The organism is Pseudobdellovibrionaceae bacterium, assembly GCA_020635075.1.
Lineage (GTDB): Bacteria > Bdellovibrionota > Bdellovibrionia > Bdellovibrionales > UBA1609 > JADZEO01.
In genome coordinates this window covers 2,061,849-2,088,253 of sequence record JACKAM010000001.1, presented here as the reverse complement: position 1 = coordinate 2,088,253, position 26,405 = coordinate 2,061,849, and the positions used below count along the sequence as shown (strand labels likewise).

The 26,405-nt window shown below is 50.0% G+C and carries 25 protein-coding genes; 13 read left to right on the top strand and 12 right to left on the bottom strand.

All coding sequences use genetic code 11. The features are described from left to right. Positions 1-37 precede the first annotated feature (37 nt). From H6624_08955 to H6624_08935, 5 genes are all read left to right on the top strand, one after another. On the top strand, positions 38-1,627 hold the full coding sequence (locus H6624_08955) for a peptide ABC transporter substrate-binding protein (protein ID MCB9084462.1): 1,590 nt from the start codon (positions 38-40) through the stop codon (positions 1,625-1,627). A gap of 176 nt (positions 1,628-1,803) precedes the next feature. Next, entirely contained in the window at positions 1,804-2,733 is a 930-nt protein-coding gene (locus H6624_08950; protein ID MCB9084461.1) for an ABC transporter permease, read from the top strand. Between the two features lie 26 nt (positions 2,734-2,759). After that, entirely contained in the window at positions 2,760-3,680 is a 921-nt protein-coding gene (locus tag H6624_08945) for an ABC transporter permease (GenBank protein ID MCB9084460.1), read from the top strand. Positions 3,681-3,768: 88 nt separating this feature from the next. Further along, positions 3,769-4,347, top strand: a complete 579-nt coding sequence (locus H6624_08940; GenBank protein ID MCB9084459.1) for a hypothetical protein — start codon at positions 3,769-3,771, stop codon at positions 4,345-4,347. A 43-nt stretch (positions 4,348-4,390) separates the two neighbouring features. Continuing rightward, positions 4,391-5,089: a hypothetical protein gene (locus H6624_08935; protein ID MCB9084458.1), complete on the top strand. Its 699-nt coding sequence runs from the start codon at positions 4,391-4,393 to the stop codon at positions 5,087-5,089. A gap of 247 nt (positions 5,090-5,336) precedes the next feature. Here the strand turns inward: H6624_08935 and H6624_08930 are convergent, their stop codons facing one another. Together H6624_08930 and H6624_08925 are read right to left on the bottom strand one after the other, a co-directional pair. Beyond that, complete coding sequence (locus H6624_08930) at positions 5,337-6,116, bottom strand: hypothetical protein (GenBank protein ID MCB9084457.1); 780 nt, start codon at positions 6,114-6,116, stop codon at positions 5,337-5,339. Between the two features lie 92 nt (positions 6,117-6,208). Further along, on the bottom strand, positions 6,209-6,940 hold the full coding sequence (locus tag H6624_08925) for a hypothetical protein (GenBank protein MCB9084456.1): 732 nt from the start codon (positions 6,938-6,940) through the stop codon (positions 6,209-6,211). Positions 6,941-7,284: 344 nt separating this feature from the next. Here H6624_08925 and H6624_08920 point away from each other — a divergent pair, with 344 nt between their 5' ends. Next, positions 7,285-8,406 (top strand): hypothetical protein, encoded by a 1,122-nt coding sequence (locus H6624_08920; GenBank protein ID MCB9084455.1) that lies wholly within the window; start codon positions 7,285-7,287, stop codon positions 8,404-8,406. Between the two features lie 213 nt (positions 8,407-8,619). Here H6624_08920 and H6624_08915 read toward each other — a convergent pair whose 3' ends face one another. Further along, positions 8,620-9,381: a hypothetical protein gene (locus H6624_08915; GenBank protein MCB9084454.1), complete on the bottom strand. Its 762-nt coding sequence runs from the start codon at positions 9,379-9,381 to the stop codon at positions 8,620-8,622. A 304-nt stretch (positions 9,382-9,685) separates the two neighbouring features. Here H6624_08915 and H6624_08910 point away from each other — a divergent pair, with 304 nt between their 5' ends. Genes H6624_08910 through H6624_08900 form a run of 3 tightly spaced genes read left to right on the top strand, consistent with a single transcriptional unit; the run spans position 9,686 to position 12,312 of the window. Further along, complete coding sequence (locus H6624_08910; protein ID MCB9084453.1) at positions 9,686-10,561, top strand: DUF4423 domain-containing protein; 876 nt, start codon at positions 9,686-9,688, stop codon at positions 10,559-10,561. Further along, positions 10,561-11,223 carry a hypothetical protein gene (locus H6624_08905; GenBank protein MCB9084452.1) on the top strand — a complete coding sequence of 221 codons (663 nt, stop codon included), beginning with the start codon at positions 10,561-10,563 and terminating at the stop codon, positions 11,221-11,223. The genes H6624_08910 and H6624_08905 overlap by 1 nt, the downstream gene beginning before the upstream one ends. Positions 11,224-11,244: 21 nt before the next feature. After that, entirely contained in the window at positions 11,245-12,312 is a 1,068-nt protein-coding gene (locus H6624_08900; GenBank protein MCB9084451.1) for an FAD:protein FMN transferase, read from the top strand. Here H6624_08900 and H6624_08895 read toward each other — a convergent pair. From H6624_08895 to H6624_08880, 4 genes are all read right to left on the bottom strand, one after another. Further along, positions 12,267-12,752: a hypothetical protein gene (locus tag H6624_08895; GenBank protein MCB9084450.1), complete on the bottom strand. Its 486-nt coding sequence runs from the start codon at positions 12,750-12,752 to the stop codon at positions 12,267-12,269. The two genes, H6624_08900 and H6624_08895, sit on opposite strands and share 46 nt — an antisense overlap. Beyond that, positions 12,745-13,245, bottom strand: a complete 501-nt coding sequence (locus H6624_08890; protein MCB9084449.1) for a hypothetical protein — start codon at positions 13,243-13,245, stop codon at positions 12,745-12,747. Before H6624_08890 ends, H6624_08895 begins: the two co-directional genes overlap by 8 nt. Beyond that, a complete protein-coding gene (locus H6624_08885; GenBank protein MCB9084448.1) occupies positions 13,242-13,802 on the bottom strand; it encodes an FMN-binding protein in 561 nt (186 codons plus the stop codon). Before H6624_08885 ends, H6624_08890 begins: the two co-directional genes overlap by 4 nt. Positions 13,803-13,902: 100 nt before the next feature. Next, a complete protein-coding gene (locus H6624_08880) occupies positions 13,903-15,174 on the bottom strand; it encodes a porin (protein ID MCB9084447.1) in 1,272 nt (423 codons plus the stop codon). 447 nt (positions 15,175-15,621) lie between these two features. Between H6624_08880 and H6624_08875 the strand changes: the two genes are divergently transcribed. The 3 genes from H6624_08875 to H6624_08865 all read left to right on the top strand — a co-directional run bounded on the left by H6624_08875 (position 15,622) and on the right by H6624_08865 (position 18,707). Next, positions 15,622-15,900 carry a ferrous iron transport protein A gene (locus H6624_08875; GenBank protein ID MCB9084446.1) on the top strand — a complete coding sequence of 93 codons (279 nt, stop codon included), beginning with the start codon at positions 15,622-15,624 and terminating at the stop codon, positions 15,898-15,900. An 11-nt stretch (positions 15,901-15,911) separates the two neighbouring features. Beyond that, on the top strand, positions 15,912-17,795 hold the full coding sequence (locus H6624_08870) for a ferrous iron transporter B (GenBank protein MCB9084445.1): 1,884 nt from the start codon (positions 15,912-15,914) through the stop codon (positions 17,793-17,795). 234 nt (positions 17,796-18,029) lie between these two features. Then, positions 18,030-18,707 (top strand): hypothetical protein, encoded by a 678-nt coding sequence (locus tag H6624_08865; GenBank protein ID MCB9084444.1) that lies wholly within the window; start codon positions 18,030-18,032, stop codon positions 18,705-18,707. 95 nt (positions 18,708-18,802) lie between these two features. Here H6624_08865 and H6624_08860 read toward each other — a convergent pair whose 3' ends face one another. The 3 genes from H6624_08860 to H6624_08850 all read right to left on the bottom strand — a co-directional run bounded on the left by H6624_08860 (position 18,803) and on the right by H6624_08850 (position 22,597). Further along, the gene (locus H6624_08860; protein ID MCB9084443.1) at positions 18,803-19,186 is read right to left on the bottom strand and encodes a hypothetical protein; all 384 of its coding nucleotides are present in this window, start codon (positions 19,184-19,186) and stop codon (positions 18,803-18,805) included. A gap of 187 nt (positions 19,187-19,373) precedes the next feature. Further along, the gene (locus H6624_08855; GenBank protein ID MCB9084442.1) at positions 19,374-20,390 is read right to left on the bottom strand and encodes an ACP S-malonyltransferase; all 1,017 of its coding nucleotides are present in this window, start codon (positions 20,388-20,390) and stop codon (positions 19,374-19,376) included. Beyond that, entirely contained in the window at positions 20,387-22,597 is a 2,211-nt protein-coding gene (locus H6624_08850) for an MFS transporter (protein MCB9084441.1), read from the bottom strand. The genes H6624_08855 and H6624_08850 overlap by 4 nt, the downstream gene beginning before the upstream one ends. Before the next feature lie 192 nt (positions 22,598-22,789). On the opposite strand from H6624_08850, the gene H6624_08845 reads away from it, so the two are divergent. Then, the gene (locus H6624_08845) at positions 22,790-23,959 is read left to right on the top strand and encodes an acyl-CoA dehydrogenase family protein (protein ID MCB9084440.1); all 1,170 of its coding nucleotides are present in this window, start codon (positions 22,790-22,792) and stop codon (positions 23,957-23,959) included. Positions 23,960-23,962: 3 nt separating this feature from the next. Here H6624_08845 and H6624_08840 read toward each other — a convergent pair whose 3' ends face one another. Continuing rightward, positions 23,963-25,672, bottom strand: coding sequence for a hypothetical protein (locus H6624_08840; GenBank protein ID MCB9084439.1), 1,710 nt, complete (start codon positions 25,670-25,672; stop codon positions 23,963-23,965). Positions 25,673-25,698: 26 nt separating this feature from the next. Then, positions 25,699-26,217 carry a hypothetical protein gene (locus tag H6624_08835; protein MCB9084438.1) on the bottom strand — a complete coding sequence of 173 codons (519 nt, stop codon included), beginning with the start codon at positions 26,215-26,217 and terminating at the stop codon, positions 25,699-25,701. Positions 26,218-26,405 lie beyond the last annotated feature (188 nt).

Sequence of the window (26,405 nt, the reverse complement as noted above, 5' to 3'; positions counted from 1 at the left end):
AATCGGGAAAAGAAGCCTTCAAATAAGGAGGCCCTTAATGCGCGCAATCCTCATGACTCTATTTGCAGCCACAGTCCTTTCTTTGACTCTCGGCTGTACCAAAAAGAAAAAAGCAGATTATGACCTGGATTTGACCAGCACTCTGCGGATTAACATTTCCACTGAGCCACCCTCATTGGATTGGAACAAATCCACGGACACCACCAGTGCACTGATCCAAGACAACGTGATGGAAGGTCTGGTTGAGTACAAGTTGGACGATCCTAAGCTTGGCTTGAAGCCAGCCTTGGCCACTGAGTGGAGATCTGAAAACAACAATCAGGTTTGGTACTTCAAAATCCGCGAAGGCGTGAATTGGACTGACGGTCAGGCATTAACTGCCCAGCAATTCATCGATGGCTGGCAACGTCTTCTGACTCCGGCAACCGCATCCGAGTATGCCTACTTCCTTTACGGCATTAAAGGTGCTCGCGCCTTTAACGAGGGTAAACTCACTGATTTCGGTCAGGTGGGTGCATCCATCACCGATACCGGTGAGCTAAAGGTTGAGCTGACAAGTCCGACAGCTTACTTCCCCTATCTCCTCACTCACCATTCCACATATCCGATTCGTTTGGATGTGATTGCCAAGCATGGTGACCAATGGACGGAGCCGGGCAAGATTGTCACTCTTGGTGCATTCACCCTGAAGGTGTGGGATCACGACAAGGCCGTCGTGCTTGAGCGCAACGAAGCCTACTACGGTGAAAAGGCCAAGGTGAAGCACATCCTGGCTTACATGATCAATGAGCTTTCAACAGCGCTGAACTTGTTCAACGCGGGCAAGATCGATGCTCAAACCTCTCTCCCTTCGACTGAACTTCGTGAACTGCGCAAGCGTTCTGAGTTCCGTGAAACCGGAATCTTGTCCATCTACTACTACGGCTTTAACGTCAAGAAGCCGCCACTGGACAACCCGACAGTGCGTAAGGCCATCAGCCACGCCATTGATCGCAAGGAGATCACCCAGATGCTCGACGGCGGACAGATTCCTCTGACTAGCTGGGTGCCTCCTGGAATGTTTGGCTATGAGCCCAACACGGGAACCGAATTTAATGTCGACAAGGCAAAAGAGATGCTCGACAAGGCTGGCTATAAAGATCGTAGCAAGTTCCCGAAGATCGAAATTGGTTTCAACACCAATGATGATCACAAGCGGGTGGCGGAAAATATTCAGGCTCAGCTGAAGCGCAACCTGGGTGTTGATGTGGAACTGAAAAACGAAGAGTGGAAGGTTTACCTGAAGTCTTTGCAAACAGATCCTCCTCACATATTCCGTTTGGGCTGGTTGGCTGACTATCCAGATCCAGACAACTTCCTGAACCTGATGACTTCTTACTCTGAGAACAATCACACCCAATGGGGTAGCAAAAAGTTTGACGATCTTATTGAGAAGGCAGTGGGATTGGCCACTCAGGAAATGCGTGAAGAGGTCTACAACCAAGCTCAGAAGCTGTTGACCGAAGAGGAAGTCCCAGTCGCACCCATTTATGCTTCTGTGGCCCATTCTTTGGTTGCACCTCGGGTGGTGAACTTCCCCTTTAACTCCATGCAGAGATACATCTTTAAAGAGGTCTCACTTAAGTGAAAGAACGAATAGTCCTTTTTTTGGGAGCCAACTGGAATAAGAGTTTATTCCTTGGGCTCCCAATTGTTGTTTGTATTGCTCTGACCTTGTTTTTGAATTTTTTTGATTACGAGGTCCCGACCTTTCTGTTGGCCCTTGATGGTCTTTTGGTGTTAGGAGCCTTCGCACACTATACATTGACCCAGGGCCTCCTGACTTACGTATTTAAGCGACTGGGTGAAGCCCTCGTCGTGGTGGTGGTGATCGCCACACTGACTTTCTTGCTTCTGCGCATTCTCCCTGGCGGCCCTTTTGACCAGGAGAAGGCCTTGCCTCCTGAGGTAAAGGCCAATATTGAAGCCAAGTACAACCTCAATGCTCCAATACATGTTCAATACATGGATTATATGGTGGCTTTACTTCACGGTGATTTGGGTGAGTCCTACAAGTATATTGGTCGACCCATCACAGATATTTTGGCCGAGACCTTGCCGAACTCCTTGCAGCTGGGTCTTTACGCCCTGATCATTTCTTTCCTGATCGGCATTCCGGCGGGAGTTTATGCGGCCTCAAAGCATAATACCTTGGCGGATAATATAACCATGATTACGGCCATTAGTGGGGTGTCACTACCGAGCTTTTTGGTCGCGCCCCTGTTAATTTTGTTTTTTAGCTTTTATTTGGAGATTCTTCCCCCAGCACTTTGGGAAGGGCCGGAGTTTTATATTCTGCCCATTGTCACCCTCGGTGTGCGGCCGGCGGCGGTGATTGCCCGGCTCACTCGTTCCAGCGTGTTGGATGTGATTCGCTCAGACTACATTCGCACCGCTCGGGCCAAAGGTTTGAGTGAGATGGTGATCCTTTACAAGCACGTCCTTAAGAACTCCTTGATTCCGGTATTGACCTTTTCTGGCCCTCTGGTGGCGGGAGTTTTGACCGGATCTTTTGTTATTGAATTGATTTTTGCAGTTCCTGGAATGGCCAAGCACCTGATTCAGAGTGTGAGCAACCGGGATTATCCTTTGATTTTGGGAACAACATTGGTGTTCTCGTTAGCCCTGGTGATGGCAAATCTAATTGTGGATTTACTGTACGCTTATTTTGATCCAAGGATTAAGTTGGCATGAGTAGTAGTAGCGGGAGCCAAGTTGTCATGCAGTCGTCAGCCGTTAATGTGGCGGTTAAGCGCAAAAAACCCCAAAGTCTTTGGAGTGATGCCTTTAAGCGCCTAAAGAAGAATAAAGGTGCGGTTATCTCGGCCTACTTTGTGGTGTTTGTCTGTTTTGTCGCTCTTTTTGCCGAGCAACTGGCGCCCTATGCTTTTGATTATCAGGATATGAGCAAGATCCTCCAGGCTCCCACGTGGGAAAACTGGTTGGGGACTGACTCCCTTGGCCGGGATTTGTTTTCACGGATCATTTACGGAGCACGGATGTCCATGGCTGTGGGAATTTTCACAGCTATTAACTCACTCATCATTGGTTTGTTTGTTGGCGCACTCGCTGGCTGGTTCGGCGGCAAGGTGGATGCCGTCCTTATGCGCTTTGTGGATATTCTTTATTCCGTCCCCACCTTAGTGCTATTGATTCTGGTCAAAGTGATCTTTGATAGCGTTCAGTTTTTTGAAGATCCAGAGCTAAAGGCTCTCACCAGTATTGTTCTCGCCTTGAGTGTGGTCGGCTGGGTGACCCTGGCCCGGGTGGTGCGGGGACAAGTGCTTCAGGTGCGTGAGATGACCTATGTTGAAGCCGCACGTGCCTTGGGAGCCTCGGGCCCCTGGATTGTGATCCGTCACGTGGTGCCGAACATCCTCGGCCCTATTATCGTTCTTTTGACCTTTCAAATTCCCAGTAACATCTTGTTTGAAAGCTTCCTGAGCTTTATCGGCTTGGGACTGCAGCCTCCCTTTTCCAGTTGGGGAGTTTTGGCCAATGAAGGATGGCGTTCGTTGAGGACCTATCCTCACCTCATGATCTGGCCGGGGGTTGCCCTCTTTCTCGCCATGTTGGCTTTCCAGCTGTTTGGCGATGGGTTGCGGGATGCTTTTGATCCGCAGATGAAGGGGAAAACTTAGTAAGGTGACCGTCACTTTTTGGTATTGTACTGCAATACCAATAGTAAGGTGACCGTCACTTTTTGGTATTGTACTGCAATACCAAAAAGTGACGGTCACTCTACCCTTTGCGGTCATTCCTCCAGGAGGATCTCAAAAGGTTGCAGCATGGCGAAGAATTCAGGACTGGGAAAATGCCAAGGATTTTTTGACTCACCTTCAGGCTCTAGGCGAAACCAATCCGGAAGCAAAGCAAGGCTGTCTAGATAATTCGACGACGTGTGCGACAGCGATGGCTAATGTGATTTCTGGCTCTGAGAGTCTTGAAGTGAAGCGCAAAATTGCTGCTAGAAATTTGAGAGCAATGAAACGACTAAGTCGTTGGGTCGTGTATAATAGACGAAAGTGGACGGCGTTGAGTCTGAGATTTGATAAAGTTCAGGTGATGATTTCCTTTGTTAAGAAAACAGATAGCCGGCCCGAATGGCAGAAAAAACTATTCATAGATGGAGCAGTGGATGATCATAATCTGTTGAATCTGGCTGCAGATAGTTTGGGCTTAGTGAGAATTGGATCTTGTGATGAGGATTATCTGTGTGATCTACATCAAGAGGCGGGAAATAATAAGAATTTGAGAAACGATGGTAAGTCGGGACATATCGATCATCTACATTTGGGAATTTACTAGTAATATTGGTGACGATTGGCTTTGAGTGACGGGGAGATTGGCGATGATTTTGAGAAGTGTTTTTCTGAGTTGTTTGATTGTTGGCTCGGTCTTCGTTTTTGCAAATTCGAATGATGATGTCCCTAAGATAATGAAGAGTAGCCCTCCAATTGTCCAAAAAGATGACTTGGAAAAACTGTCGAAGTGGCCGATTTTTAAGGATATGGTTTGGGACAATGTGTACATGAGTCAGGTATTTAATGAAGGGCCGTCCCCTACGGACTTTGTTGTTGAGTTATGGGTAAAAAAGCCAGTGAAGATAGGGGGAATCACCTATCCGCGAGGAACATTTGTATCGGGAATAGGTACCCTTTTTCGCATGGGTGGAGAGAAGATGGTTGTAGAGGTGAACTCTTCTAAGGTTTGTGGGAATTTGGGGCAAGAAGGTCAGACGCTTGAGATCTTTGAGATCAAGCTTTGCGAGGATTCTGAGATTAATGGGATTAAGATACCAGGTGGGTCCAAAGTGACATTTATTCCTCATAAGAGTCGTGCAGGGCAAGATTGGTTCGATATTTCCTGCATTAATCCAGGTGCAAAAATGGAATTTCGGGGAGTATCCTTTAAAAAGGGTGAAAAGCTTCTAACTTTATCAAAGACCTTTCGCCCGGAGGAATCAGACGATAGTGCCTCGGAGTGTGAAGTTAATGTGTGGGATCGGGAGATCATTGAGACCCTCAAAAAAAGCGGAATGATTAAATAAGGATTTTGGTTACCATTGGCAGTGATGCATTTCGAGGATATCGTTTTAGAAAGGAAGTGCTTCACTATCTCACAAATGACCTGCAGGTGAACACACTGTGCATCGATGGATCTTTGCCTTTTGGGGGTGAATTCACAGCCAATCTCGCGGAGCCGGAAAAGGGCCATAAGTCACATAAAAACGGAAAATAGTAAGGTGACCGTCACTTTTTGGTATTGTACTGCAATACCAAAAAGTGACGGTCACTCTACAATCGTAGGCGGTGGGCGGCTTCGCAGAGAGCGGGGTCGGCCAGGATCTTTTGGGCTTCGGCCATTCTTTCGTGGGTGAGCATTAATTTGTTCTCGTAGCGAGAGGGGTCCAGCCCTCTGGCGAGTCGCTTCTCGATTCTTTCTTCAAGGGCATTCACTCGGCGGTCGTAAAGAGCCTGGAGTTTATCGGTGAGGGCCGAGTGAAGCTCAGTGCAAACGCGAAAGGCTTCTTCGCCCTCGGGGCTCAAGGGTTCAAGCGGGGTGACAGCTTGAGAACAGGGGCCTTCGACAAGAGAGTTAATCTTGGAAAGTCTACGATGAATCCTCATCACTCGACGTTGAGTGCGGTTGAATCCTTTATTGCTTTCCAGAGTGTTAGCGTACTGCTTTTCGAGGCCTGCTAATTGGCGATTGAGGCGTTTCGGGCATGACTTAGGCTGAACGACCTCTGGAGAGCCAGGGGATTCCCCTTCCTCGGGACCGCCACCACCAACTCCGGTTTCAGTTCCTGGTTCTGTTCCGCCCTCGGTCTCTTCTCCGGTCTCAGTTTCAGGCTCATTTTCGATTTCCGATTCCAGATCGGATCCATCAAGACCACTGTCGCCTTCACTATCGTCAATGTCGTCGGCTGGCTGAGAAGGGTCGGTGACAGAGGAGAAGGAGGGGCTATTGGAGTCGCTGCAGTTTTGAAAACCAAGCATCATAAAGGTCAGGCCGGAGATAATACTCCAGACAGTGACAATACGTTTGATTTTCTCCCTTTGAGACGACGTCATCTTGCTCCCGGGTCAGAGTTTTCATTTTAATGGATAAACTAGGATTAGTGACGAACTTTATGACAGCAGGATGGATTCCGTTTCACATTAGGTCACTGAAACTCAAGGTCCCACCATTGTTGGATCTCGGCACATGGGGAGTTGCCCGCACCGCCACATCGGTTGCCGCCGCCATGATTGCGACCACTGGCCTTATTAAGGAGTTCATTGTTTGAGCGGGTTCCGCCATTAAAGGGGGAGGGATAAATCAGAGAGTAGTAGTGGCCCATGTAATCAATCCCGTGGCAGTTGGCGCATCGAGAACTGAGTAAAGGGCGAAGGGTGGACTCGTAATAGGCTTGCCCAGCAGCCTTGGGAATATAGGCGGCAAAGAGGGTACCATTGGCTAAGGCCACTTCACGACCTTGAAGGACAGCGTAGACATAGAGGCTTGATGCACTTCCAGTGCGGAACTGGGCGGGCAGGTCATAGGCAAAGCCGTGGCCGTTGCGTATTCCCTGGGCAAAGTCCGTGGCGTTGATGGAGCCGGCAAAAGTACCACCACCTCCTTTGCTTCCGTTGACATAGAACTCGACGGTTACCGTTGTGGAGGGGAGAGACTCATCCATGGCCCAGCCAGATACACGGCCAAAATCAGAAATAAAACTGATCGCCCCTGATAAGCCCTGGCCACTCACGGGTGGTAATCCTCCAGAGCCGGATATCTGAGTGTCCTCGTCTTCTGTGTAAGAGTGAAACCCAGAACAATTATTGTATGAGACGAGCAGAACTCCAAGAGAGGTCGCCAACAAGGTTCCGCGCAGCCATTTATTGCCGTTCGCCATTTTGCCCCAATTCTGACCTGGTCAGTTCACTTTATTTTATCCTCTGGCAGGGTGAAGTGCCAGACTGCTGAGCCAAGGGTGTATCAGGGTAAGACCAATTCGCAAGTTGGCGGTGGCAACTTTTGTTGGAAGCAGTATCGCCCACCCGAGTTGGCAGTCCAAAATGAGATTTGAGTTAATTCAAGTGATTAGAAGATGGCACGAGAGCTGCTTTACCAGTAGGCAGGTGTGCAAGTCGGTTGATGGCTTAAGTGATATCAACATGAGGAGCACTGGTTGTATGTAAGCTGAGCGGTATGTATGCGGCACGACTCCAATCAACCAACATAACAGGAGAAAGTGTCATGAAAGCACGAGCAATTATTCGGGACGTTTTTGGAATTCTGCTCATGTCGACCGTCCTGATTTTAACTTCTGGTTGCCTCGACCAGAATAAAGATGATGAGGAAGGAAGTTCAGGTCTTGTTGTTCTCTCAGGTTCCTTTGCTTCAGGTGGGGGGCAACAGAAGTTACTTCAGTCAGTCAGTAGCCAAAACTTCTCACTGTACAAGGTCTACTGTTTGACTTTCAGCAATCCTCCCTTTGCTGCGGACTCATTGATTGGCAGCGATGGAAGTTTTGCTTTGGCCTTGCCAGTAAACCAGGCTTTTGGATGTTTTGTAAACAACGTCAGCGACAATACCCCTGTGGCCACCCTAGTAATTGAAGGTGACAGCAGTGGTTTTGGCGGAAACAGTTCGGGCACCCTTGCTCTTGGAGCCAGTGTGCACCTATCTGGACTTAATCTCGATTTGACCAATGGTGTTGTGGAGGTTCCCCGTGCAGCTATTGCTCCTCACTTGGCTGCTCCCACAGTTGTATTTGATCCTCAGTCTTTGCACGGTGGAACTTACCAGATGAGTTGTGTCACAACTGGCAATACATTGATGGATAGTAATTGCCAGCAGTTTATCAGCAATGACGGTGACCAGGTTTACTTTCGTATTATGACCGCAGCTAAAAATGGCGGCACAGTCTATGGCCTGGGTGTGTGGGCTTCAGGGACGGCTTTTGCTAACTGCGGAAGCATTGATATGCTGACTTCCGAGCAGGCGTCCATTGAGGTCGAAGATGGTATCACCTTTTTGCAGGTTGCGGCTGGATCGGCTTTCAACTCTGACTTGAATGCTTGTCCTTCTCGTGATGGTGGCAGCATTAGCTCCATGGATGACGTGGAGAACTACTACGCCGCCGGTCCGTTGAGTCAGGAAGGTAACGCCTACACCCTTCGCGTTGATGACAGTCGTGAAGTCGCCCCCAACTGCTGGCGCCACGACCGCACCATGGTGACTTTCACCGCTGTTGGCAACGACCTCGTGGGTCGCTTCAACATGAGTGAATATTTTGACGAACAGGCCCCTAACGCTTGCGGAAGCAACCAGAACGGTCAGGGTGACTTCCTGGTGAACTTCACTCGGGTGAACTAATGAATTGAATCTTGAGGGAACCGCAAGACTCCGCTCTCACCCTTGCGGTTCCTGCTTAAAAACAGTGCCACACTCACCCGGTCCTTGTGACCGGGTGTTTTTTTGGTGCCAGACCAAAAAAAAGGAGCACCCGGGGAGGCGCTCCTTTATAAGGATGAAATCAGTGAGAGGTCTGTTTTGGTTAGTTAGTCAGTCAGTCAATTAATTCCAAATTCATTTCTCCGGAGCTCCAGACAGCATCCAGTCGTAGACGACCTGAAGCTCCGTCGGTGTCAGGGGTTGATAGCCCTTGTTTTGCGGGGGCATCTTGCCTGAGTTACATTCCCTGTAGAAGCTGCTGGCCGTTGGATCAACCAAGTTGAGAGAGTTCTTATAGCCACCAGCTCCTAGCGTAAACGCATACGTGTCGTAGCGAACATTATCATCGGCCTTATTGGGGCCGTGGCAGGCGATGCATTTGGGCACCAGAATGTTGGCCCGAATGCTGTCATACGTGGCCACCAGGGCGGGTGTTGGTGGAGTCGTTCCGCCGCCGCCCGGGTCGCCACTCCCGTCAGATCCGTTCCCCCCGGCCTGCCAATCACTTCCCAGCCAGTCGCGGATGATCTGAAGATCCGCGGTACTTGCCCTTTGGGCCGTCGGCATTGAGCCATCTTCCATCGATCCAATCAGTCTGCCAGCTGTTGGATTTCCAGGTACAATCAATCCCGACGCAATCAAATGATTAATGTCGGTAATATTTGAGACGCCGCCAGATCCGTTGGCGCCGTGGCAACCCAAGCAATTGCTCTGCAGATAGGCCATAGCCTTTTCTTGAGCAACAGGATCGCCACCTAAAGCCCCACTACTGTTTGATCCGTCCAACAAGGGATCCTCAGCGTGAAAGGGCGAACAAGCAGTCATTACAACAAGCACAACCAGACTACATCCCCATTTTGAGATTGAGATTCCAGTTTGCTCGCTCGCCCCTTTCACCTGATTCCCCTAAAGTGTGTGGTTTAGGTCTCGGCATTTTAGTTTTGCAACCGGGATGCCGGCTCAGATGAAAACCAGACTGGGTAAAGTTACAAACCACTGTCTAGAGGGGAGAAACTGTGTGAAAGTTCAACAGCAAATGATCACAAAAAATATGATAGTTAAGATATATCAAAATGAGACTAGCTCTAACTATTTAAAATGCCGTTATAAATATAAGTTAGAATTAAAAAATGATCACAAATTTCAAGAAAGTGATCACAAGTAACGATATCCATATATAATTGATGTTGGAGGGTATCACGTGGCTAAAGCGAAACCAAAATCACCAGCTAAGATCAAGCGTCCGGTGGTTTTTGAGTTTCACGACTATCGAGCCTTCCTCAAGGACTGGTTGGTCTATCTAAAGAAGCAGCACAAAACATCAGCGAGAGAGTTAGCCCGACTGGCAGGTTTGGCCTCTGGATACTTGCCGATGATCCTGTCAGGAAAAAGAGATCTGAGTGATAAGGCATTGGTGGCCCTTCAACCCCATCTCAAACTGAGACAGAATGAGCTAGGATTTTTCAAAGAGCTTTGCCTGCTCTCAGATTCAACTGAGCAAAGTGAGCGACTGGAGTGTTACAAAAGGATACGCCGTTTTTATCGCTACAATGAGCAGCACGGGGATTCCATTGAGGCCCACAAATACCTGGAGAACTGGTATTACGTGGCCATACGGGAGCTTGCCATGCTTCCTGGATTTGATATCAGCCCCTCCTGGATTCGCTCTCAGCTGTTGAACAAAGTGACAAAATCCCAGGTCCAAGAGGCTTTGGATTTTCTGGTGGAAAACAACTACTTAAAGGTCGATAATAAAGGCAGAGTGGTGCGACCGGAAAAGCCGATCCGCTGTCACCAGGGGGTCTATCGCCTTTCCATGTCGCAGTTCCATCGCCAGATTTTAGAATTGGCGGCGGACAGCATATACGAGGTTCCGAGGGATCAAAGACATCTGTTGTCTCACACCATGGCGATCCCCAGATCCAAGTTTGCTCAGGTTCGCGATGTGCTTGATGAGGCCTTGGCCAAAATTGAAGCCATCACGGGTGAGGCAAGTGCTGCGGACTCGGTGTATCAGGTTTCCTTAATGAGCTTCCCTTTGGCTGGCGCGGCTGGAAGTGAAGGGGGGCAAGAGTGATGAAGAAGAAGAGGAAAATGGGGCGCTTTCTTCGTAAATTCGGATTGATTCTTTTTGTCACCGGAATCGTGGTTGGCTTTAACAACTGTGGGTCCTATCGTGTCGATTTCAATAATCTCAACAGCAAGAGTGGTGGCGGTGGAACAACCGTCGGTAATCCTATCCAAGGTGTAGACATGGCCTTTGGTGCCTGGGGTGATACTGTGGCCAAGTCCTCCTGGTGGGATTTCCTGATTCCCCGCGCCCATGCCCAGAGCTTGGACTTTTGGGTGAGCATGTGTCTTCATGAAATTAAATTTCATCCCGCTGGCGGTGGAAAGTACACCGAGTTTAAAATGGAGCTGGGTGAAGTGGAATTGAGGCCTGAAGGCGTGGACATTGGTACCTATCCTGTTGAGCCGGGTCAGTACGAGAGAATCGAAATCGAGATCAAGCCCGATAAGTGTGGCAAAGGCCGATCGGTGAATCTCCACAATGCCAATGGTGACTTTCAAACCGACGACAACGCTAAAATGCGATTTGATGGCCTGTTCGATTACGCTGACGGCAATGTTCCCCTCTATGTGATTGTTGACGCCCTGATAGTTGAATTGCAAAAGATCACTGCCGACAATCAAATCAAGCGCGAAGTGGACGGCTTTACCGGAGTGGTTGAACAGTAAGAGCTCTCTGACGGATAGATCTTGGGGAAAATACTAAAACTTGGAATACCAGCTCTCTTGTTTGCACTGGTCTGTGCAGTCGGGGCCTATTTGTCCTGGTCTCACTTTTTTCCGTCCCGGGACCAGGGAGCTCAGTTGGGCCAGCTGGAAAAACGCACCAAGGTCCTTATGGGCACCTATGCCACCATCACTTATCCCAAGGATTTTGAACAGGACGTGGTACAAGCCTTTGCCAGAATCGAAGAGCTGGAGACGTTGCTTTCTGTCTACCGCGAGGACTCTCAGGTGAGTCGCCTTAATAGAATGAAAAGCCTCGCAGATGCTCATCCGGACTTAATCAGGCTTCTCAATCGATCCCTGATGATTTCGGTTGAGACGGATGGCTATTTTGATGTCACGGTTGGGACTCTTGTGGAAGACGTATATCACCTGGACGACGACGAGGAGAGGGCTAAATGGAAGAAGCTCGGACTTCCTCCTCCGCCACCTCCTCCGCATGAAATGGAGGATGCGCTCAAGAAGGTGAACTTCAAGGCCGTTGTCGTCAAAGACAAGGAAGTTTACTTCGACAATCTTGATGGAAAAATCGACTTCGGTGGCATTGGCAAGGGCTTTGCCGTGGATGAGGCCGCAGAAGGCCTAATAGCCAAGGGCATGGATCAAGGCCGGGTGGCTCTCAGTGGTGACATTCGCTGTATGGCTGCCTGCTTTGTGGCCATTGAGAATCCCAATAATCTGGACGTCCCTTTGGCAACCTTTTGGAGCCGAAAGGGCAATCTCTCCATCTCGACCAGTGGCGGCTATGGCAGATACATGGGCACTCCTAAGGTCAACCACCTCCTTGATCCCTATACAGGTCATCCCTCAGTCACCTTGGTGAGCGCGACACTCGTCACCTGGGGAGATAACACTTTGATCGACGGACTGGCGACGGCGGTGGCGGTAATGCCTTGGCTAAAGTTGGAGCCCATTCTGAGCAAGTTTGAAAATGTCGGATATATTCTCTTTCCCGCCGAGGGGAAGCCCATTGTCAGTGCCAACTTTCAGGAGTTTGCCGAAGATTTGGTTTTTCCGCCTAAACCTGATTGAAGCAAAGAGGCTTTAAGTAGAATCCACAGGATAATCAAGTAGCAGGCCTGAAAAGTCAAAAAGCTCAGGTACTTCAAGTACACGAATACCGGGCCGTAGTAGAAAATAAAAAATCCCGATGCGACATCAAAAAGGCCGGAGATGGGAAAAAGAGCGCCAACCAGTAGTTTTGAGCGCGTCGACACTTCGGGTACGAAAATCAAAAAATGGCTGAGGATGAAAGCCGTGGCGGCAATGCTCACCAAGTGAGGGACGGCGGTCTCAATGAGTCCCAGACGGGATCTCCCCACGGAAAAAAGTTCTGGATTCCCTAGGTAAAACTGCTGAATGGATTCAGGCGACCATCCCATCTTCATGCCAAAGAGAAAAAAGGCCGTTCCTAAATGGAGGATCATCAGAATCGTGTAGCCGCCAATGATGAAATGGAATTGTTTAGCCATGGCGGGGTGGGTGTCCCTGGGGTTTGCCCAAAAGGTAGATGAGTACCATCAGCACCATCAGGATCATTGAAACTTCAAATCCCCAGAATCCGATGAGTTTGATCCAGGCCGCATGGGGCGAAACAAAGCGAACCAGCAAGACTCCGACCACATCCATAAAAATGAAGACAGTCGAAGCAATGGTCGCCGCCACTTTAAGGGTGTCTGACACTTTCAGGTGGACGAGAGTCGACAAGGTCGTAAGTAGGGCTAAGGGATAAACGAAGAGGCTGATGTGAATTTCAGTTACCAAGGTCGTCAGGTCTTTGGCGCGAATATAGAGTTCCTCATTGCCGAGGAGGTTCCCCTTAAGGGCTGAAGGCGTCAGTCCAAAGCGGAAGAGTTCCAGTTCAATATTTAGGGCGAGAAAAAAAAGCAGCGACACGAAATAAACGATGAGTAGCACTCTCAGGTAGAGATGGTGTCTCAGGTCGTGATGCATGAGAAACTTCATGGTTTCTCCTTGTCGTCATCGCTCTTTTTGAGTTTCACTTCCCAAACCGCTCGGACAATCCGCACGGCTTCTGTCATAGCCTCAGTTGTCATGGTGGCGCCGGTGACGATGGGGATATCCTGCCCTAAACGCAGGGACTCATCGCGCTTTTTGCCCTTAAAGAGCTCAAGCCACTTTTTTTGCGGCAGGTACTCTGGTGGCTCATAATAGGCAATGACTTCAATGCCCAACACTTTTCCATTGGGATCTAGTCCAACCATCGAGGTTTGATTTTTGGTGCGCACGGTGGAGGTAAAAATCCCACCAAATCCAAGTTCTTCGTCCCCTTTTTTGGCCCGATAGAAAGTGAACACTCCATCATGGATTTGGGCTTTGGCAATTTTGCTGGCCTCGGCTTTTTCTCCCGCGGTGAGTAGAAGGCTCTCTTTTTTGATTTCACTGGCCTCGGGAAAGAGGAACCTGGCCGCTTTGTCAGGAGGAGTGAGCATTTCAGCCATGCCTGCGGGGGCCAGTTGGAATAATCCGCAGAGGAGAAGAATCAAGCGAACAGCAGTCATTGGTTTTGCGCGTCCCCAACAAAAAAGGGGCCGGGTTACGCACCCGGCCGGGATTTGCCGTTATATTAGATGGTTTGGGCTGATTCGTCCAGGATGAGGATTAGAAAATCCACCCCAGGCCCAGCTCAAATTTATCGGCCTCTGTATCGGCTTCGTTGCTGCGAAACTGGTAGTTGGCCTTCACCACGACGTTGGAGAGGGGCTTGTAGTTAAGGCCCACAGTGGTGATGGTCTTTTCCAGGGACTGATCCTGAGTTTGGCCTTCTTCGACCTCCTCATGGAGGTTGTAGCTCTCATGGCTGACGAACAGGGGAAGAGTTTTGGCGCTAGCTCCGTTGATGACTTTCATCAGGTCGTAAGAAAGCATGCCGTAATAGCCGCTGACCTTTTCGCCCATCACCGGATTTCCAGTTACAACTGTGCGAATTTTGTCCACGTCACTCAGTTGCCCCTGAGCATAAAGAGCCAGAAATTCAAAACCACGCGCTTTGTAGGTGGCATGAACTTCGGCAAGTTTGATATTGGCATCACCAAGAGTGTCATTTCCCTGAGATGTATTTCCGGTATAGTAGGAGCCTCCCACGGAAAAATCTTGCAGCGAATTGCTGTCCAGACGCAAAACATAGGAAAAGTCCTCAGCCTTGGCCTCGGCACCCTTTTGCCGACTCTTGCGAATCCAGGACGATTTGGAGAACCCATCCGCGTCTCCACTGTTCACAAGCCCTGCATAATAGTGAACAGGTCCCACATCACCGTAGGCGAGAACCCCATTCTCATGCCAGGTGCTGGGGATGATGTTCTTTTCCACCTCAGGCCTTTGTACTGTGGGAAACACGGTGGGTTCGTGAAGCATATTAATCAAGCCAACGGGAATAAGCAGGTGGCCGGCCCGGAGTTTAAAACTCTCGGAGATCAGAAAGTCCAGATAGGCAAATTCAATGATCGCCTCACCAGTCCCTGCGCCGGCGTTGGCTCCGCCATGTTCGAATTCGATTTCAGCATTAAATACCAAGTCGTCGCTAAAACGATAGCCAATGTAGGGAACCAGGCGATAGGCGTCGGTGGTGTCCGTGCCTTTTTTGTTATCGGTGAAAACCACTTCACCATAACCACCGATCGAAAGTGGCGACTTGGAGTAATAGACTTTAGAGGCTGCGACACCCATTCCTGAGTAGGATTCATGAGTGGACTCGGGCACGGCCACCTGCATTTTTAGATTGGCCAGTTCGTCGGTGAGTGCCTGGGCGTTTTGCTTTTGTTGGCGCTCAAGAGCGTCCAGTCTTGACTTGAGTGAGTCAATTTCAGGATTGGCAAACGCCGGTAGGGCCAGGCTCAGAATGAGGGCGACCAGGGATTTTGCAACTGAGATCATTAATTTTACTCCTTATTGGTGACGGCCCATTTTCTGAATCAGAGGTGTGGGGGAGTCAATGCCAGTTGATTTTCATCTACTGATCAAAGGGCTGTTTTCCACTCTGAAATTGGACTCAAGAAGAAGGCAAATTTTGGGAAAATTGGATTTTCATCTCTCTTTCATTTGGACTCATTTGGGGGTTATTCTCAGGTGCTTTTCAATTAGCGAGGGATATTTGAAGAGTCCTTATAGGAGCCAAAGGGGAGGGGGTATAATCTACAAGAGGGGGAGCTGAGCCCCAGACTCACCCGCCCTTGGGTGAGGGTTGAGGTGGATTGTCCCAAAGACGAGAGGGGCATTTTCACTTCACTTTCAGCTTTGGCGGGGAAATTGAGAAAATGGCGAAGATTTTGCCCCATGTGAAGGCCTGGGGTAAGAAAGGTGCTCGATGAGATGGGAGATGAAATGGACGTATTGACCATGCCAGGGACACTTGGTGAGAGCAAAGAGAGTGACGAGTCATCAAATGGCTCCTTGGTGAACCAGAAGATTGGCTTTGAGGGCACTATTCGCGGGCTTTCCGGAGATGAGACCGTTGTCGGTCGGCTTCGGGAGCTGGGCTTTGTTAGTGGCCACCGGGTGGTGGTCAAGGGTCGATCCCCATTTGGCGATCCTATAGTTGTTGAGGTCAATGGCACGACCGTGGCCCTTCGCCGAGGAGAAGCTCAGTGCATTCAACTTTAAATCCTGGAGTGGTGGCTCTCGTCGGCTCACCGAATAGTGGTAAGACAACTTTGTTCAACTGGCTCACTGGCCTGCGCTATAGCACGGTCAATTACCCTGGCTCGACGGTAGATTACTCCATGGGCACTAGTCACGATCGCTACGGCGATCCGGTGCGGTTGATGGACACCCCCGGTGTGTACAGTCTCTTTCCTAAATCACTGGATGAAGAAGTGGCCGTGAAGGCCCTCCACCAACATCCGGAATTCGGTTCGGCCGAGTTGGTTTTATCGGTAGCAGATGCCACCCAGCTGGCTCGGCATTTGTTGGTCACCAGGCAGTTGGTGGAATCTGGTTTTAAAGTTATTCTTGCTGTCACTATGGTCGATCTTCTGCGCGAGCAGGGAAAAGAGTTGGACGCCACCGCACTTTCTCAGGAGCTAGGCTGTCCTGTTGTTGCCATTGATGGACGTCTGGGTGGCGGCGTTTTGGAACTGATGGCTGAAGTGCGCAAGGCCTTGGGTAGGGAATTGAGCGAGCTCAAACCTCAACGTCTGGCCCATTGGCAGGCGGAGAAGACCGAGTCGGTGATTCGCGAGTCGGATCAGCTGGCGCGAAAAGTCCTTAAGGCTTCAGGCACTGAGGTTCGTAGTAAGCGAGATGCAGCGGCAAGAACGGAACTGTTGGATCGGTTTTTTCTCCACCCATTTTTTGGTTTGGCCCTATTCCTGGGAATTATGACGGGGCTGTTTACTTCCATTTATTGGCTGGCTCAGCCTTTTATGGATGGCATCGACGAAGGATTTAGCTACCTGGCAGATGTCGTTCTTCAAGCCGGTGGTGGAGCCCTGTGGGCCGACTTTGTTGCCAACGGAGTGATTGCTAGCTTTGGTGCTGTATTGGTTTTTGTGCCGCAGATCTTTATTTTGTTTTTGGGTATTACCTTTTTGGAGGAGTCCGGATACTTGGCCCGAGCTGCGACCATGATGGATAAGCCCTTTTCCAAAATTGGTCTTAGTGGGCGCTCATTTGTTCCCCTATTATCCGCTCACGCTTGTGCGGTGCCGGCGATGATGGCCGCCCGGTCAATCGGTGGCCGCAAGGAGCGACTGCTCACATTGTTCATCGTTCCGCTGATGAGCTGTAGTGCTCGATTGCCCGTCTATGCATTGCTTCTTTTGTTTTTATTTTACTCGCAACCCGCGTGGATTGCTGGGCTTGTTTTGGCAGGCATTTACTTTGCGGCCCTTTTGGTGGGAGCAGTTGCCGCCGCTGTGGGTAACCGGATGTTGAACATTCAGGAGAAGCCCTTCTTTTTGATGGAGCTCCCGGTTTACCGTCGTCCGGTGGTGCAGGCAGTGCTTCGTCGCGCCTATGATCGCACGGCTTCTTATGTGAGGCGCGCAGGGCCGGTCATTTTTGTTTTGGCTCTCATCGTGTGGGCAGGGACGACCTTCCCCAACTATGCCTCCGAAGATGATGGTCAGAAGCTGAGTCAAAGTTATGCAGGTCAGCTGGGCCAGGCCATTGAGCCCGTGTTTAGTCCCATGGGCGCTGACTGGCGCGTTGGAATTGGATTGATCTCGGCATTCGCTGCTCGCGAGGTGTTCGTGTCCTCCTTGGCGGTTGTTTTTAGTGTGGCTGATGATGATGAGGATACAATGAGAGGCTCACTCGTCGCCCGCATGTCAGAGGCTAAGCATAGTGATGGCTCGCCCTTGTTCACCTTTGCTTCGGTGATGGGCCTGATTGTGTTTTTTATGATTGCACTTCAGTGTCTTTCCACTACCGCTGTGGCTTCTAAAGAGGCCGGCAGCTGGAAGTTTGCATTGGTGCAACTTGTGGCCTTTAATCTTTTGGGTTACCTGGCCGCTGTGGTCGTCGTCAACGGCCTAAGAGCCATGGGCATCGCCTAGCCTCCAAAGTGGGTCACTTCACAGCCTCCCTGGCTTTTTTGCTCGGGACCCCGCCGCCAATTACGGCGGCCCAGTCTCTGCTGGGCATCAAAAACAGCAAAATTGCCCCCATTGTGGAGTTGGCCAAGCAAACTTGATGGGAAGCTTTTACAATTGAGGCTCCAGGCTCCCGGCGAGGGGCGGAATGAGCTAATTTCTCCCTGTTGTTTTTAAACATGATAGCAGGGGGAACACATGAAGCTATTGGTATTGTTGGCACTGTCTTTTGGATTCACCCAGGCCTGGGCAGCAAATAAACTTCCGACCAGTTTTTCTTTTACCGGTGAGGGCGTTGGCGGCAACGTCAAGGTGGTGGCGAACGTTTTGTACTCACTGGAGCAGGGTGGTGTGCCGACCCCGGATGCCGATAAGCTAGAGCTCCTATTATTGAAGTTTCTTGATCTGCAAACTGGGGGTGGAGCTCCGGGCTTTTTCACACCCAATCTTTCCCTTTACAAGCTGACTCCGGTCAAAGCTGGTGAGAAGTTGTGGATTGGCCGCAATAGCAGCATGGGTTGGCGTTCGATAAAGATGATCCTGGCTGACCTGGAAAAGCAACTGCCCTGGCCTGCCGCCAATCTATGTGAGAGCTTTTCCACTGAGTACTCAACTGAGTCAGTGGCTAAAGAACTTATCGCTGACAAGGGATTGGAGAAAATCGTACCTGCGGCTGAGAATCTTGCAGCCATTTACAAGGAGTTCCGTAAAGAAGGTCATGGTTACGGAATGAACGACCCCCTGTTTACACGGGGTTGCCAGATTGATTCCTTTACTGGAGCTTCCTATCATGTCTTTTTCGTAGACCGGACTCCCTACTCGGCACCAGAGACAGAAGTCTACATGGTGCTGTACACGGATGCTTACGAGGAGTGAGGCTTAGGGTCGTTATCATAGTCGGAAAACAAAAAACCCGCTCTTTGAAGCGGGTTTTTTGTTTGTCTCGAAGATCTCAGATACTACTTTTTGTTTTATCTATCGTTGCGCGCCTCTTTTGGTGAATCCTTCGGTGTGCATTCAAAGCCAGCTGACTCAATATTGGTGCGAATGCGGCCAAAGACTTCGGTGCAAATACTTGGAGTGGCCTGCGCCCAAGCAACACTATTCTCGTCACCTAATTTGGTGTAGTGGACTTCGCAGCGGCCTTTTGTGCTGCGATCGATTTCGACCAACCTCTTATCCTTGCCGACGACACAAGTATATCGCTCAAGGTTTTCCTTCTTATCGGCTTTCGCTTCTGCTTTCTTGGCTGCCGTTACTTGAGATTTATCAACTTTGGTGGCCTGTTCCTTTTTTCCTGAGCTCGTACACGCAGTAAACCCCAGAAACAGAATGATCAACGCAAATAGCCTCATTCAAGACTCCTTTCTATATTTTCGCATAATCTTCCAATGGTTAGATAAAGCAGGGACCATGCCACCGGCTCAGCTGGAAGCTGTGGTGCTTAGAGCGTACAAGATATGACAGCGTTTAAAATTTCGACGGACAGAAGGCGGGAAGGAGACTACAAATTGCGATAAAAATTAAACAGTGTCACCTTACTTATCGGCCCAAACTCACGAGAAATGGGTTTTGTTGCTGGCGTGTAGAAAAGCTCTCTTTGTCGGTGATACCTTTCCACTGATTCTGCACTAGAATCTGCCCGATGGACCCACCCAAGGTGTTACCTGGACCAAGTAGAATCAACTGGTCGGGATTGAATTCCTTAAGTGCCACGGTGACAGCAGCTGAAAAATCGTAGGGTGCAACGACTTGGTGACCCAAAGTGTAGTGATAGAGATCCTGAATCTCGGTTGAAAAAGGCTTCCAGATATGTCCACGACCATCAATCATGGGGATCTTTGGCTTTGCAAACAGGGATGAGGATATCTGTTGCATAGCCTTTTCTGAGGTCTCTCGCAAAAGTGGGGTGTGAAAGGCTGCGTGATTGACCAATTGAAAAGGGAAATGTTCGACCTGGGGAAGTGACTTCATGAGGAACTCTAGCCCTGGCTTGTTACCACCAAAAACTAGGTATCCCCCAAGAAAGATCGAAGGATAAATCTCCACTTCCTCCATGTAATAGGCTTCGCGCAGAAGGCCCTCTACGAGCTCCATACGGTCATAATCAGGGAGCCAGTTCTCATCGGTCATTGGATAAATGACCTGTCCGCCGACGATCCCACCCTTCATCATGGAGCCCATGGTGTTGATGACTTTGTAGGCCCCTTCCCAGTCCAGGCTTCCGGCTATGGCCAGAGTCAAATACCAGCCCATGGAATTGCCGGTAATGGCGACAACCTCATACTGATCGCGATCGAGTTGGGCAAAATCGCAGTAGGAACAGGCATAAATGAGGACTGAGGCATTTTCGCCTTTGGTGTGAAGATTGGTGGAAAACTGATCGGCATTATCCAGCTCACTCACCGTCGGTTGCTGATCGGCCGATCGCCTCTGATCCAGGTCGGCCAAAAAGGAGACCTGGTTCATGCGGTGAGGCTTTAGATAACCTAGAGTTTCTTTGGTGTAAGTTCCCCTTCCAGGGCAAATGACAACAACGCGTTTTCTTTGTTCGCTCACGACTTCATCCCCATTAATTCCAAAGCGCCACGTAAAACTTCGGGCTTTTTTGGTAGTCCAGCAGCCGCCATTTTTCCTAGAGGAATAAAACAATCGTCGGCGGCCACAATCTTCATCTGTGGCACTTGTTCCAGTCTTTCCACAAGGGCGGTGACGAGAGCCTCACTAAAGGAGCCTGTTTTGCGGCACTCCTCGACGATCAATATCTTCTTATAGTTTCGAGCCACATCGGCCACTCGGTCCCAGTCGACTGGTGCCAACCAGCGGAAATCCAAGATGCGAGACTGAACTCCGTGTTTCTCACGCAATTCCTCTTCGGCCTGGCGACTGTAGTAAGTCCCATTGCCATAAGTAAGAATCAGAAGGTCCTCGCCATCACCCCAAAGGCCAAATTCTCCTAGGGGAACGGATTCACCAGGTTGGGGATAAGGAGAGGCCCACTTTTTGTCGCCTTCCTGATTTAGATCCCGGGTCATATAAAGCGCGATAGGCTCAATAAACACCACGACTCGTCCATGTTCATGGGCCTCTTTCACACAGGTTCTCATCATGGTCACCGCATCTGCGCCATTGGAAGGGACCGCTATTATCAATCCAGGAATATCGCGGAACACAGCCAGTGAGTTGTCGTTATGAAAATGTCCACCAAAGCCCTTTTGGTAGGCAAGGCCTGCTATACGAATGACCATGGGATTGTTGTACTGCCCCTGTGAGAAGAAAGCCAAAGTAGCGGCTTCGCCGCGAATCTGGTCTTCGGCATTGTGAACGTAGGCGAGAAATTGGATTTCGCAAATAGGGAGAAAACCATTGTGGGCCATGCCAATGGCAGTTCCAAGAATGGAAGTTTCATCTAGTGGTGAATTAAACACGCGTCTGGGGCCAAATTTTTTGAAGAGCCCATCTGTGACATTGTACACCCCTCCTTTTGCGGCCACGTCCTCACCAAAGACAAGAGCGTTAGGGTATTGGAGCAGGAGATCATGAAGTCCCATGTTAATCAGTTTAGCCATGTGAAAGGGCTGATCCATTTTGTTGTAGTCCCGTCCAAATAGTTCCTGCCTTTCAGACTCCTGTGGAACAGGTGGGCTGATGCGCGGGTTCTGGCATGCCGTTACCGTCGCTCGAACTTCGTCAGGAGATTCGAGCGAGGGGCGCAGACGGGCGCCATTGGCGGCGTGGAGAACCTGCTCGCGGACGCCTTCGTAAATGTTAATCAGGTCCTCGCCACTGGCGATGCCATTTTCAATAATGATGCGCGCTGAGTGGAGAAGAGGATCATTGAACTCGGCCTTTTCGATGTCGGCTAGGCTGTGATAGGAGCTTTCCACATCTGAGCCGGCATGGCCCAGGAGGCGAACGGTTTTCATGTGCAGAAAGACAGGCTGGCGACGAATGCGGGCGATGCGTTCGGCCTCGCAGGCCTTTTTGTAACTATCGAGCAAACTCAAGCCGTCACACTGGAGATAGTTGATCGCCGGTCTTCGGCAAAAGGTCTCCTGCACCCAATTGGTGGGTGTGGGCACAGAAATGCCAATGCCGTTGTCCTCACAGACCAAGACGATCGGCATGGGTACATTCTGGTAGGCCACCCAGCCCGCCGTATTGAAGGCCCCCATGGCGGAGGAGTGGTTAACCGAGGCATCGCCAAAGTTACACAAAATTACCGCATCGTCAGGTAGCTCCCTCGCAATGTTGAGATCGCGGGCTCGTTTTATGGAGAGAGCTGCACCTACTGCTTTTGGCAGGTGGGAGGCAATGGTACTGGTCTGAGGAGGAACATTGAGGGGCTTACTGCCAAATACCTTGTGTCGGCCTCCAGCAATAGGGTCATCACTTGAGGCAAGAAATGACAGGCATAAATCGTAGAGAGGTGTGCTGCCAGGGAGTTGTTTGGATCGTTGAATCATGAGAGCGCCACTTCGGTAGTGGAGAAAGGCCATATCGGTGTAGCGAAATGCCTTTCCCAATACGGCATTGCCCTCATGACCTGCACTGCCAATGGTGTAATAGCACTCACCTGTGTTTTTGAGAATGCGCGCCAAGAGATCCAAGTGACGGCTCATGACCTGGGATTCAAATAGGTCCAAAAGAGCCTCGTTTGTCAGCCCCACCTGACTTGGTGTGAAGTGGGTGATCGGCGGGGGAAGATGGGCTTCCCGAACCAGGCGAAGGAAGTTCTCATCAACGACTTGGGCGCGGTTGTACATATCTGTAATCCCTCAAGAAATTGAGCCTCTCAAACTACTCCTGGGGGAGGGGAGCTGGCAAGCAAAAGCCCCAAGCTTGGGACGCGTGGTTTAAATTCTAACCTATTGAAATCAGTCGCCATTAGTTGCATTGGAGGAGGAGCGGTGATACACCGGATTCATTATTCAAAAGGGGTAAAAAAGGAGTCCAAAATGGCCGCCTACGAGTCGTTGAATTACATGGATTTTGACAGTCTGTTGAACGAAGAAGAACTCATGATTCGCAACACGGTCCGCGAATTCGTAAGTGAGGAAGTGATTCCCACTCTTCAGGAAGCCAATCGAAAAGAGGAATTCCCCTCCCAATTGATCTCCCGCTTTGGTGAGATGGGACTTTTGGGTGTCAATATTCATGGATACGACTGCCCCGGACTGGGTGAGGTGGCTTACGGGTTGGTGACTCAGGAGCTGGAACGAGGGGATTCTGGTATCCGCTCTTTTTGTTCCGTTCAGGGTGCCTTGGTGATGTACCCCATTTTGACCTTTGGATCTGAAGAGCAAAAGCAAAAGTACCTTCCCCGTTTGGCAAAGGGTGAAATCATCGGTTGTTTCGGACTGACGGAGCCCGATGCAGGTTCTAATCCTGGTGGAATGTTGACCAAAGCGGAAAAAGTCTCTGGCGGTTACAAACTCAATGGCAACAAAATGTGGATTACCAATGGTTGTGTCTCAGACATTGCTATAGTGTGGGCAAAACTTGATGGTGTTGTTCGTGGCTTTATTGTCGAGACCAAGACTCCGGGCTTCTCGACGACCAAAATGAAGGGTAAGTTTGCCCTGCGGGTGAGTGTGACCAGTGAACTGCACATGGAAGATTGTGTGGTTCCAGAAGACGCCATCCTGCCGAACGTCGAAGGCCTGAAAGGAGCCCTGATGTGTTTGACTCAGGCTCGGTATGGAATCGCCTGGGGCGTATTGGGTGCCGCCAATGCTTGTTACCATGAGGCTCTCAATTACTCTCGTGAGCGGATTATCTTTGATGGCAAGCCTTTGGCGTCCTATCAGTTAGCTCAAGCAAAGCTAGTCAAAATGGCCCAGGAAATCACCAAAGGTCAGTTGTTGGTGCTGCAATTGGGGCGCCTCAAGGAAAAGGGTGAAATGCAACACTGGCAGGTGTCCATGGCCAAGATGAACAACTGCCGTATGGCTCTAGATGTGGCTCGCGATGCCCGTGATATGTTGGGTGCCAATGGAACTATCGATGAGTATCCTGTCATTCGTCATATGATGAATTTGGAAACGGTGAACACCTACGAAGGAACCGAGGATATTCACCGTTTAGTTGTCGGTCAGCAGATCACCGGTCATTCGGCGATCCGCTAACTCTTATTGCTGTAGACCAAATATCTTGATCTGGCTGGTGCGAGTAAAATCTGTTGCGCCAGTCATGGGTCTAAGCTGAAGCTCAAGCTTATCCACAACCTTGTTGGTGCAGCTGTCCACATTGATAAGGGTGGTTTGTCCCGCATCCTTAATGTCCGTGACCTCGGCAAAATCCGGAGGGGTTTCCCCGGTTTTATAGCACCGAGCCTTAAGTGTGAGTCCCTTCCATGTGGAGAATCCCCCGGCCTGAGCTGTCCAAGTGAAGGACAATGACTTGACCATTTTATCCACTACCCAACCGGTAAGCTTTGTCAGATCCACAAGAAGGTCAATTTCCTTCGGGAAAAGACTGCCACCAGTGAAGTCGTTGTACATATAGGCGTTACCCGCCACCTCTTTGATCCTGGTCGCGGTAATGGGCTGAGTTAGGTCCTCCGGGTTCGTCGGAGCAATCACATAGACCTGAGAGTTGGTGCCGCGGACAATACCAATAATCCGGCCGTCATTGAGAGAACTCAGAGGTCCGATGCGGCCTACGTTCTCCAGGTTCACGGACACGTACTTACCCGTACAATCATTGACCGTGGAAAAACACTCTTCCTTGGCAATCAAGAGATTGTCAGCTGAACTTTCAGAGCCATAGACCAGTTTGTTTCTGGTTTCATGGACAAAGGTGTACATTGCCGAGCCGGTGAGAACGTCACCAAAGGCGTCACCCGCCAGCGCATAAGAGCCATCTTTGCCAAGGGCTGGATCAAGAAACTTGGTTCCAAATGAGGAATTGGTGTGCCCCTTATTTGGTGGGTGTACAGTGTGATCAAGCGCTGTCATGGTCGCTACGTTGACCCCGAAAAAGCTTGAGTTTGAAGACCAGCCAGACCAAAAGTGGTTGCGTGCCTGGTCGATAAAACAACTGTAACTCCAGCGCGAATTGCCAAGAACAGCCGTTCCCCCTAGGTCCACTGTTTCCTTCTTATCCAAATCCATTTTTTCAGGTTTGGTCAGATCAATAGGAATGCGGGTGAACTGTCTGTTGCCGTTCGTACTTTCCCAAGCAACACCAACATAAGAGGTGTCACCCACTTTGAATGAAGTGGTGCAAGAACGAGTGTCACTTTTAGCTCCAGGGATCGTCCAAAATGGCGAGAAGGAATGAGTAGACGGGTGATCGGGATCAATGCGGTATAGTTTACCGCCTTCCTTACCAAGTATGAGTCCCACTTCGGACACATAAGTGCGATTACCATGGGTCGGAGTATTGGGTATCCACCACTCCTTCGTAGGGTAATTGGCCTGAGGATCTACCGAGATCAAGTAGACTTTGTTTCCGCCACCATAGTTTGTCACCACCCAAACGGCATTTTTGTTTACAGCACTGACAAAGTCAAAGATACCCAAACTGGGATTGGGCTCGCCAATATTCTGGGGAGGAGGAACTACCGGAGGAGGTAGGCCGCCTCCGCCACCGCCACCGCCACCGCCGCCTCCGCCTCCGCCAGGAGGTTCAAAGGGGTTGCCGCCGCCGATGGGAGTTCCGCTACCACCGCCTGGGTCTTCGCCTCCCAAGCCGCCGGTATTTGGATCGGTACCGTTCATGCCCGATCCTGACGGATCTTCTGTGGCAAAATTGACTTTGGTACATGACAGAGCCAAAAAGGCAACTGCCAGCGTGATTCCAATTCGAACTGAGATCTTCCTGAAATTCGTTCCCATATTGATAGCCTTCCCTCGATTACGTTCTAGTTGGCGTCCACGGTCAGTGCAATCATGTCGAGTTCATTTCTGGCATACTCAACAATATACGAAGTCGCTGTTTTGTCCTTACGACCTTCCCGCAAAATTCGGAATTCTCCGACGCGAGAGAGGTCAATACTACTGTTACAAAACAAAGCATCTCCAACAAAGGCGTTTTCAAGAAAGGCTGTAACCTGCTGAGGACAGTCCGTGGTGTGAAACATATCGCGAAGTTCTTGAGGAGTGTATTCCGCAAGAACGGCTCCGTCCTCACGATCAAGCATCTGAACAACTGCACGATCTTCATAGTCCAAAGTGGCACTGCCCATGGTGAAATAAATGAGTACGTGTTTGTACTCACCATCAGCTTTGGACTGAGTCGTGGGCTGAATCTGCGGCAGGATCACGTGTTCCCCAAGAGGGGGAAAACTTTGATGCTTTATAGGTGCATGACTGCAGTTATGGAAAAAGAGAACCGTCAAGAATGCGCAGCCCGTCCAGGCAATAATGGATCTGAATTTCATATTCTACCGCCCCTTAGATTTTTTTCTCCGCGTTACCGTAGGGAGAGATGGGGCCAAGACAGAGTGGTGCGCTGACACCGGTCCGCCCGACACCACCCTAACCCATCTATTAATCGGTAATCCCTCGACAATAGTCGAGGGGTATCAGCAAAAAAATGGGGAATTATTCGGCAGAACCTGTCTCAAAA

Excerpts from the sequence above, each read along its gene's own strand:
- H6624_08945 (MCB9084460.1), top strand. The coding sequence starts at position 2,760 with ATGCAGTCGTCAGCCGTTAATGTGGCGGTTAAGCGCAAAAAACCCCAA.
- H6624_08935 (MCB9084458.1), top strand. The coding sequence starts at position 4,391 with ATGATTTTGAGAAGTGTTTTTCTGAGTTGTTTGATTGTTGGCTCGGTC.
- H6624_08845 (MCB9084440.1), top strand. The coding sequence starts at position 22,790 with ATGGCCGCCTACGAGTCGTTGAATTACATGGATTTTGACAGTCTGTTG.
- H6624_08875 (MCB9084446.1), top strand. The coding sequence starts at position 15,622 with ATGGACGTATTGACCATGCCAGGGACACTTGGTGAGAGCAAAGAGAGT.
- H6624_08885 (MCB9084448.1), bottom strand. The coding sequence starts at position 13,802 with ATGACTGCTGTTCGCTTGATTCTTCTCCTCTGCGGATTATTCCAACTG.
- H6624_08895 (MCB9084450.1), bottom strand. The coding sequence starts at position 12,752 with ATGGCTAAACAATTCCATTTCATCATTGGCGGCTACACGATTCTGATG.
- H6624_08920 (MCB9084455.1), top strand. The coding sequence starts at position 7,285 with ATGAAAGCACGAGCAATTATTCGGGACGTTTTTGGAATTCTGCTCATG.
- H6624_08880 (MCB9084447.1), bottom strand. The coding sequence starts at position 15,174 with ATGATCTCAGTTGCAAAATCCCTGGTCGCCCTCATTCTGAGCCTGGCC.
- H6624_08850 (MCB9084441.1), bottom strand. The coding sequence starts at position 22,597 with ATGTACAACCGCGCCCAAGTCGTTGATGAGAACTTCCTTCGCCTGGTT.
- H6624_08860 (MCB9084443.1), bottom strand. The coding sequence starts at position 19,186 with ATGAGGCTATTTGCGTTGATCATTCTGTTTCTGGGGTTTACTGCGTGT.
- H6624_08955 (MCB9084462.1), top strand. The coding sequence starts at position 38 with ATGCGCGCAATCCTCATGACTCTATTTGCAGCCACAGTCCTTTCTTTG.
- H6624_08930 (MCB9084457.1), bottom strand. The coding sequence starts at position 6,116 with ATGACGTCGTCTCAAAGGGAGAAAATCAAACGTATTGTCACTGTCTGG.
- H6624_08905 (MCB9084452.1), top strand. The coding sequence starts at position 10,561 with ATGAAGAAGAAGAGGAAAATGGGGCGCTTTCTTCGTAAATTCGGATTG.
- H6624_08925 (MCB9084456.1), bottom strand. The coding sequence starts at position 6,940 with ATGGCGAACGGCAATAAATGGCTGCGCGGAACCTTGTTGGCGACCTCT.
- H6624_08835 (MCB9084438.1), bottom strand. The coding sequence starts at position 26,217 with ATGAAATTCAGATCCATTATTGCCTGGACGGGCTGCGCATTCTTGACG.
- H6624_08840 (MCB9084439.1), bottom strand. The coding sequence starts at position 25,672 with ATGGGAACGAATTTCAGGAAGATCTCAGTTCGAATTGGAATCACGCTG.
- H6624_08890 (MCB9084449.1), bottom strand. The coding sequence starts at position 13,245 with ATGAAGTTTCTCATGCATCACGACCTGAGACACCATCTCTACCTGAGA.
- H6624_08865 (MCB9084444.1), top strand. The coding sequence starts at position 18,030 with ATGAAGCTATTGGTATTGTTGGCACTGTCTTTTGGATTCACCCAGGCC.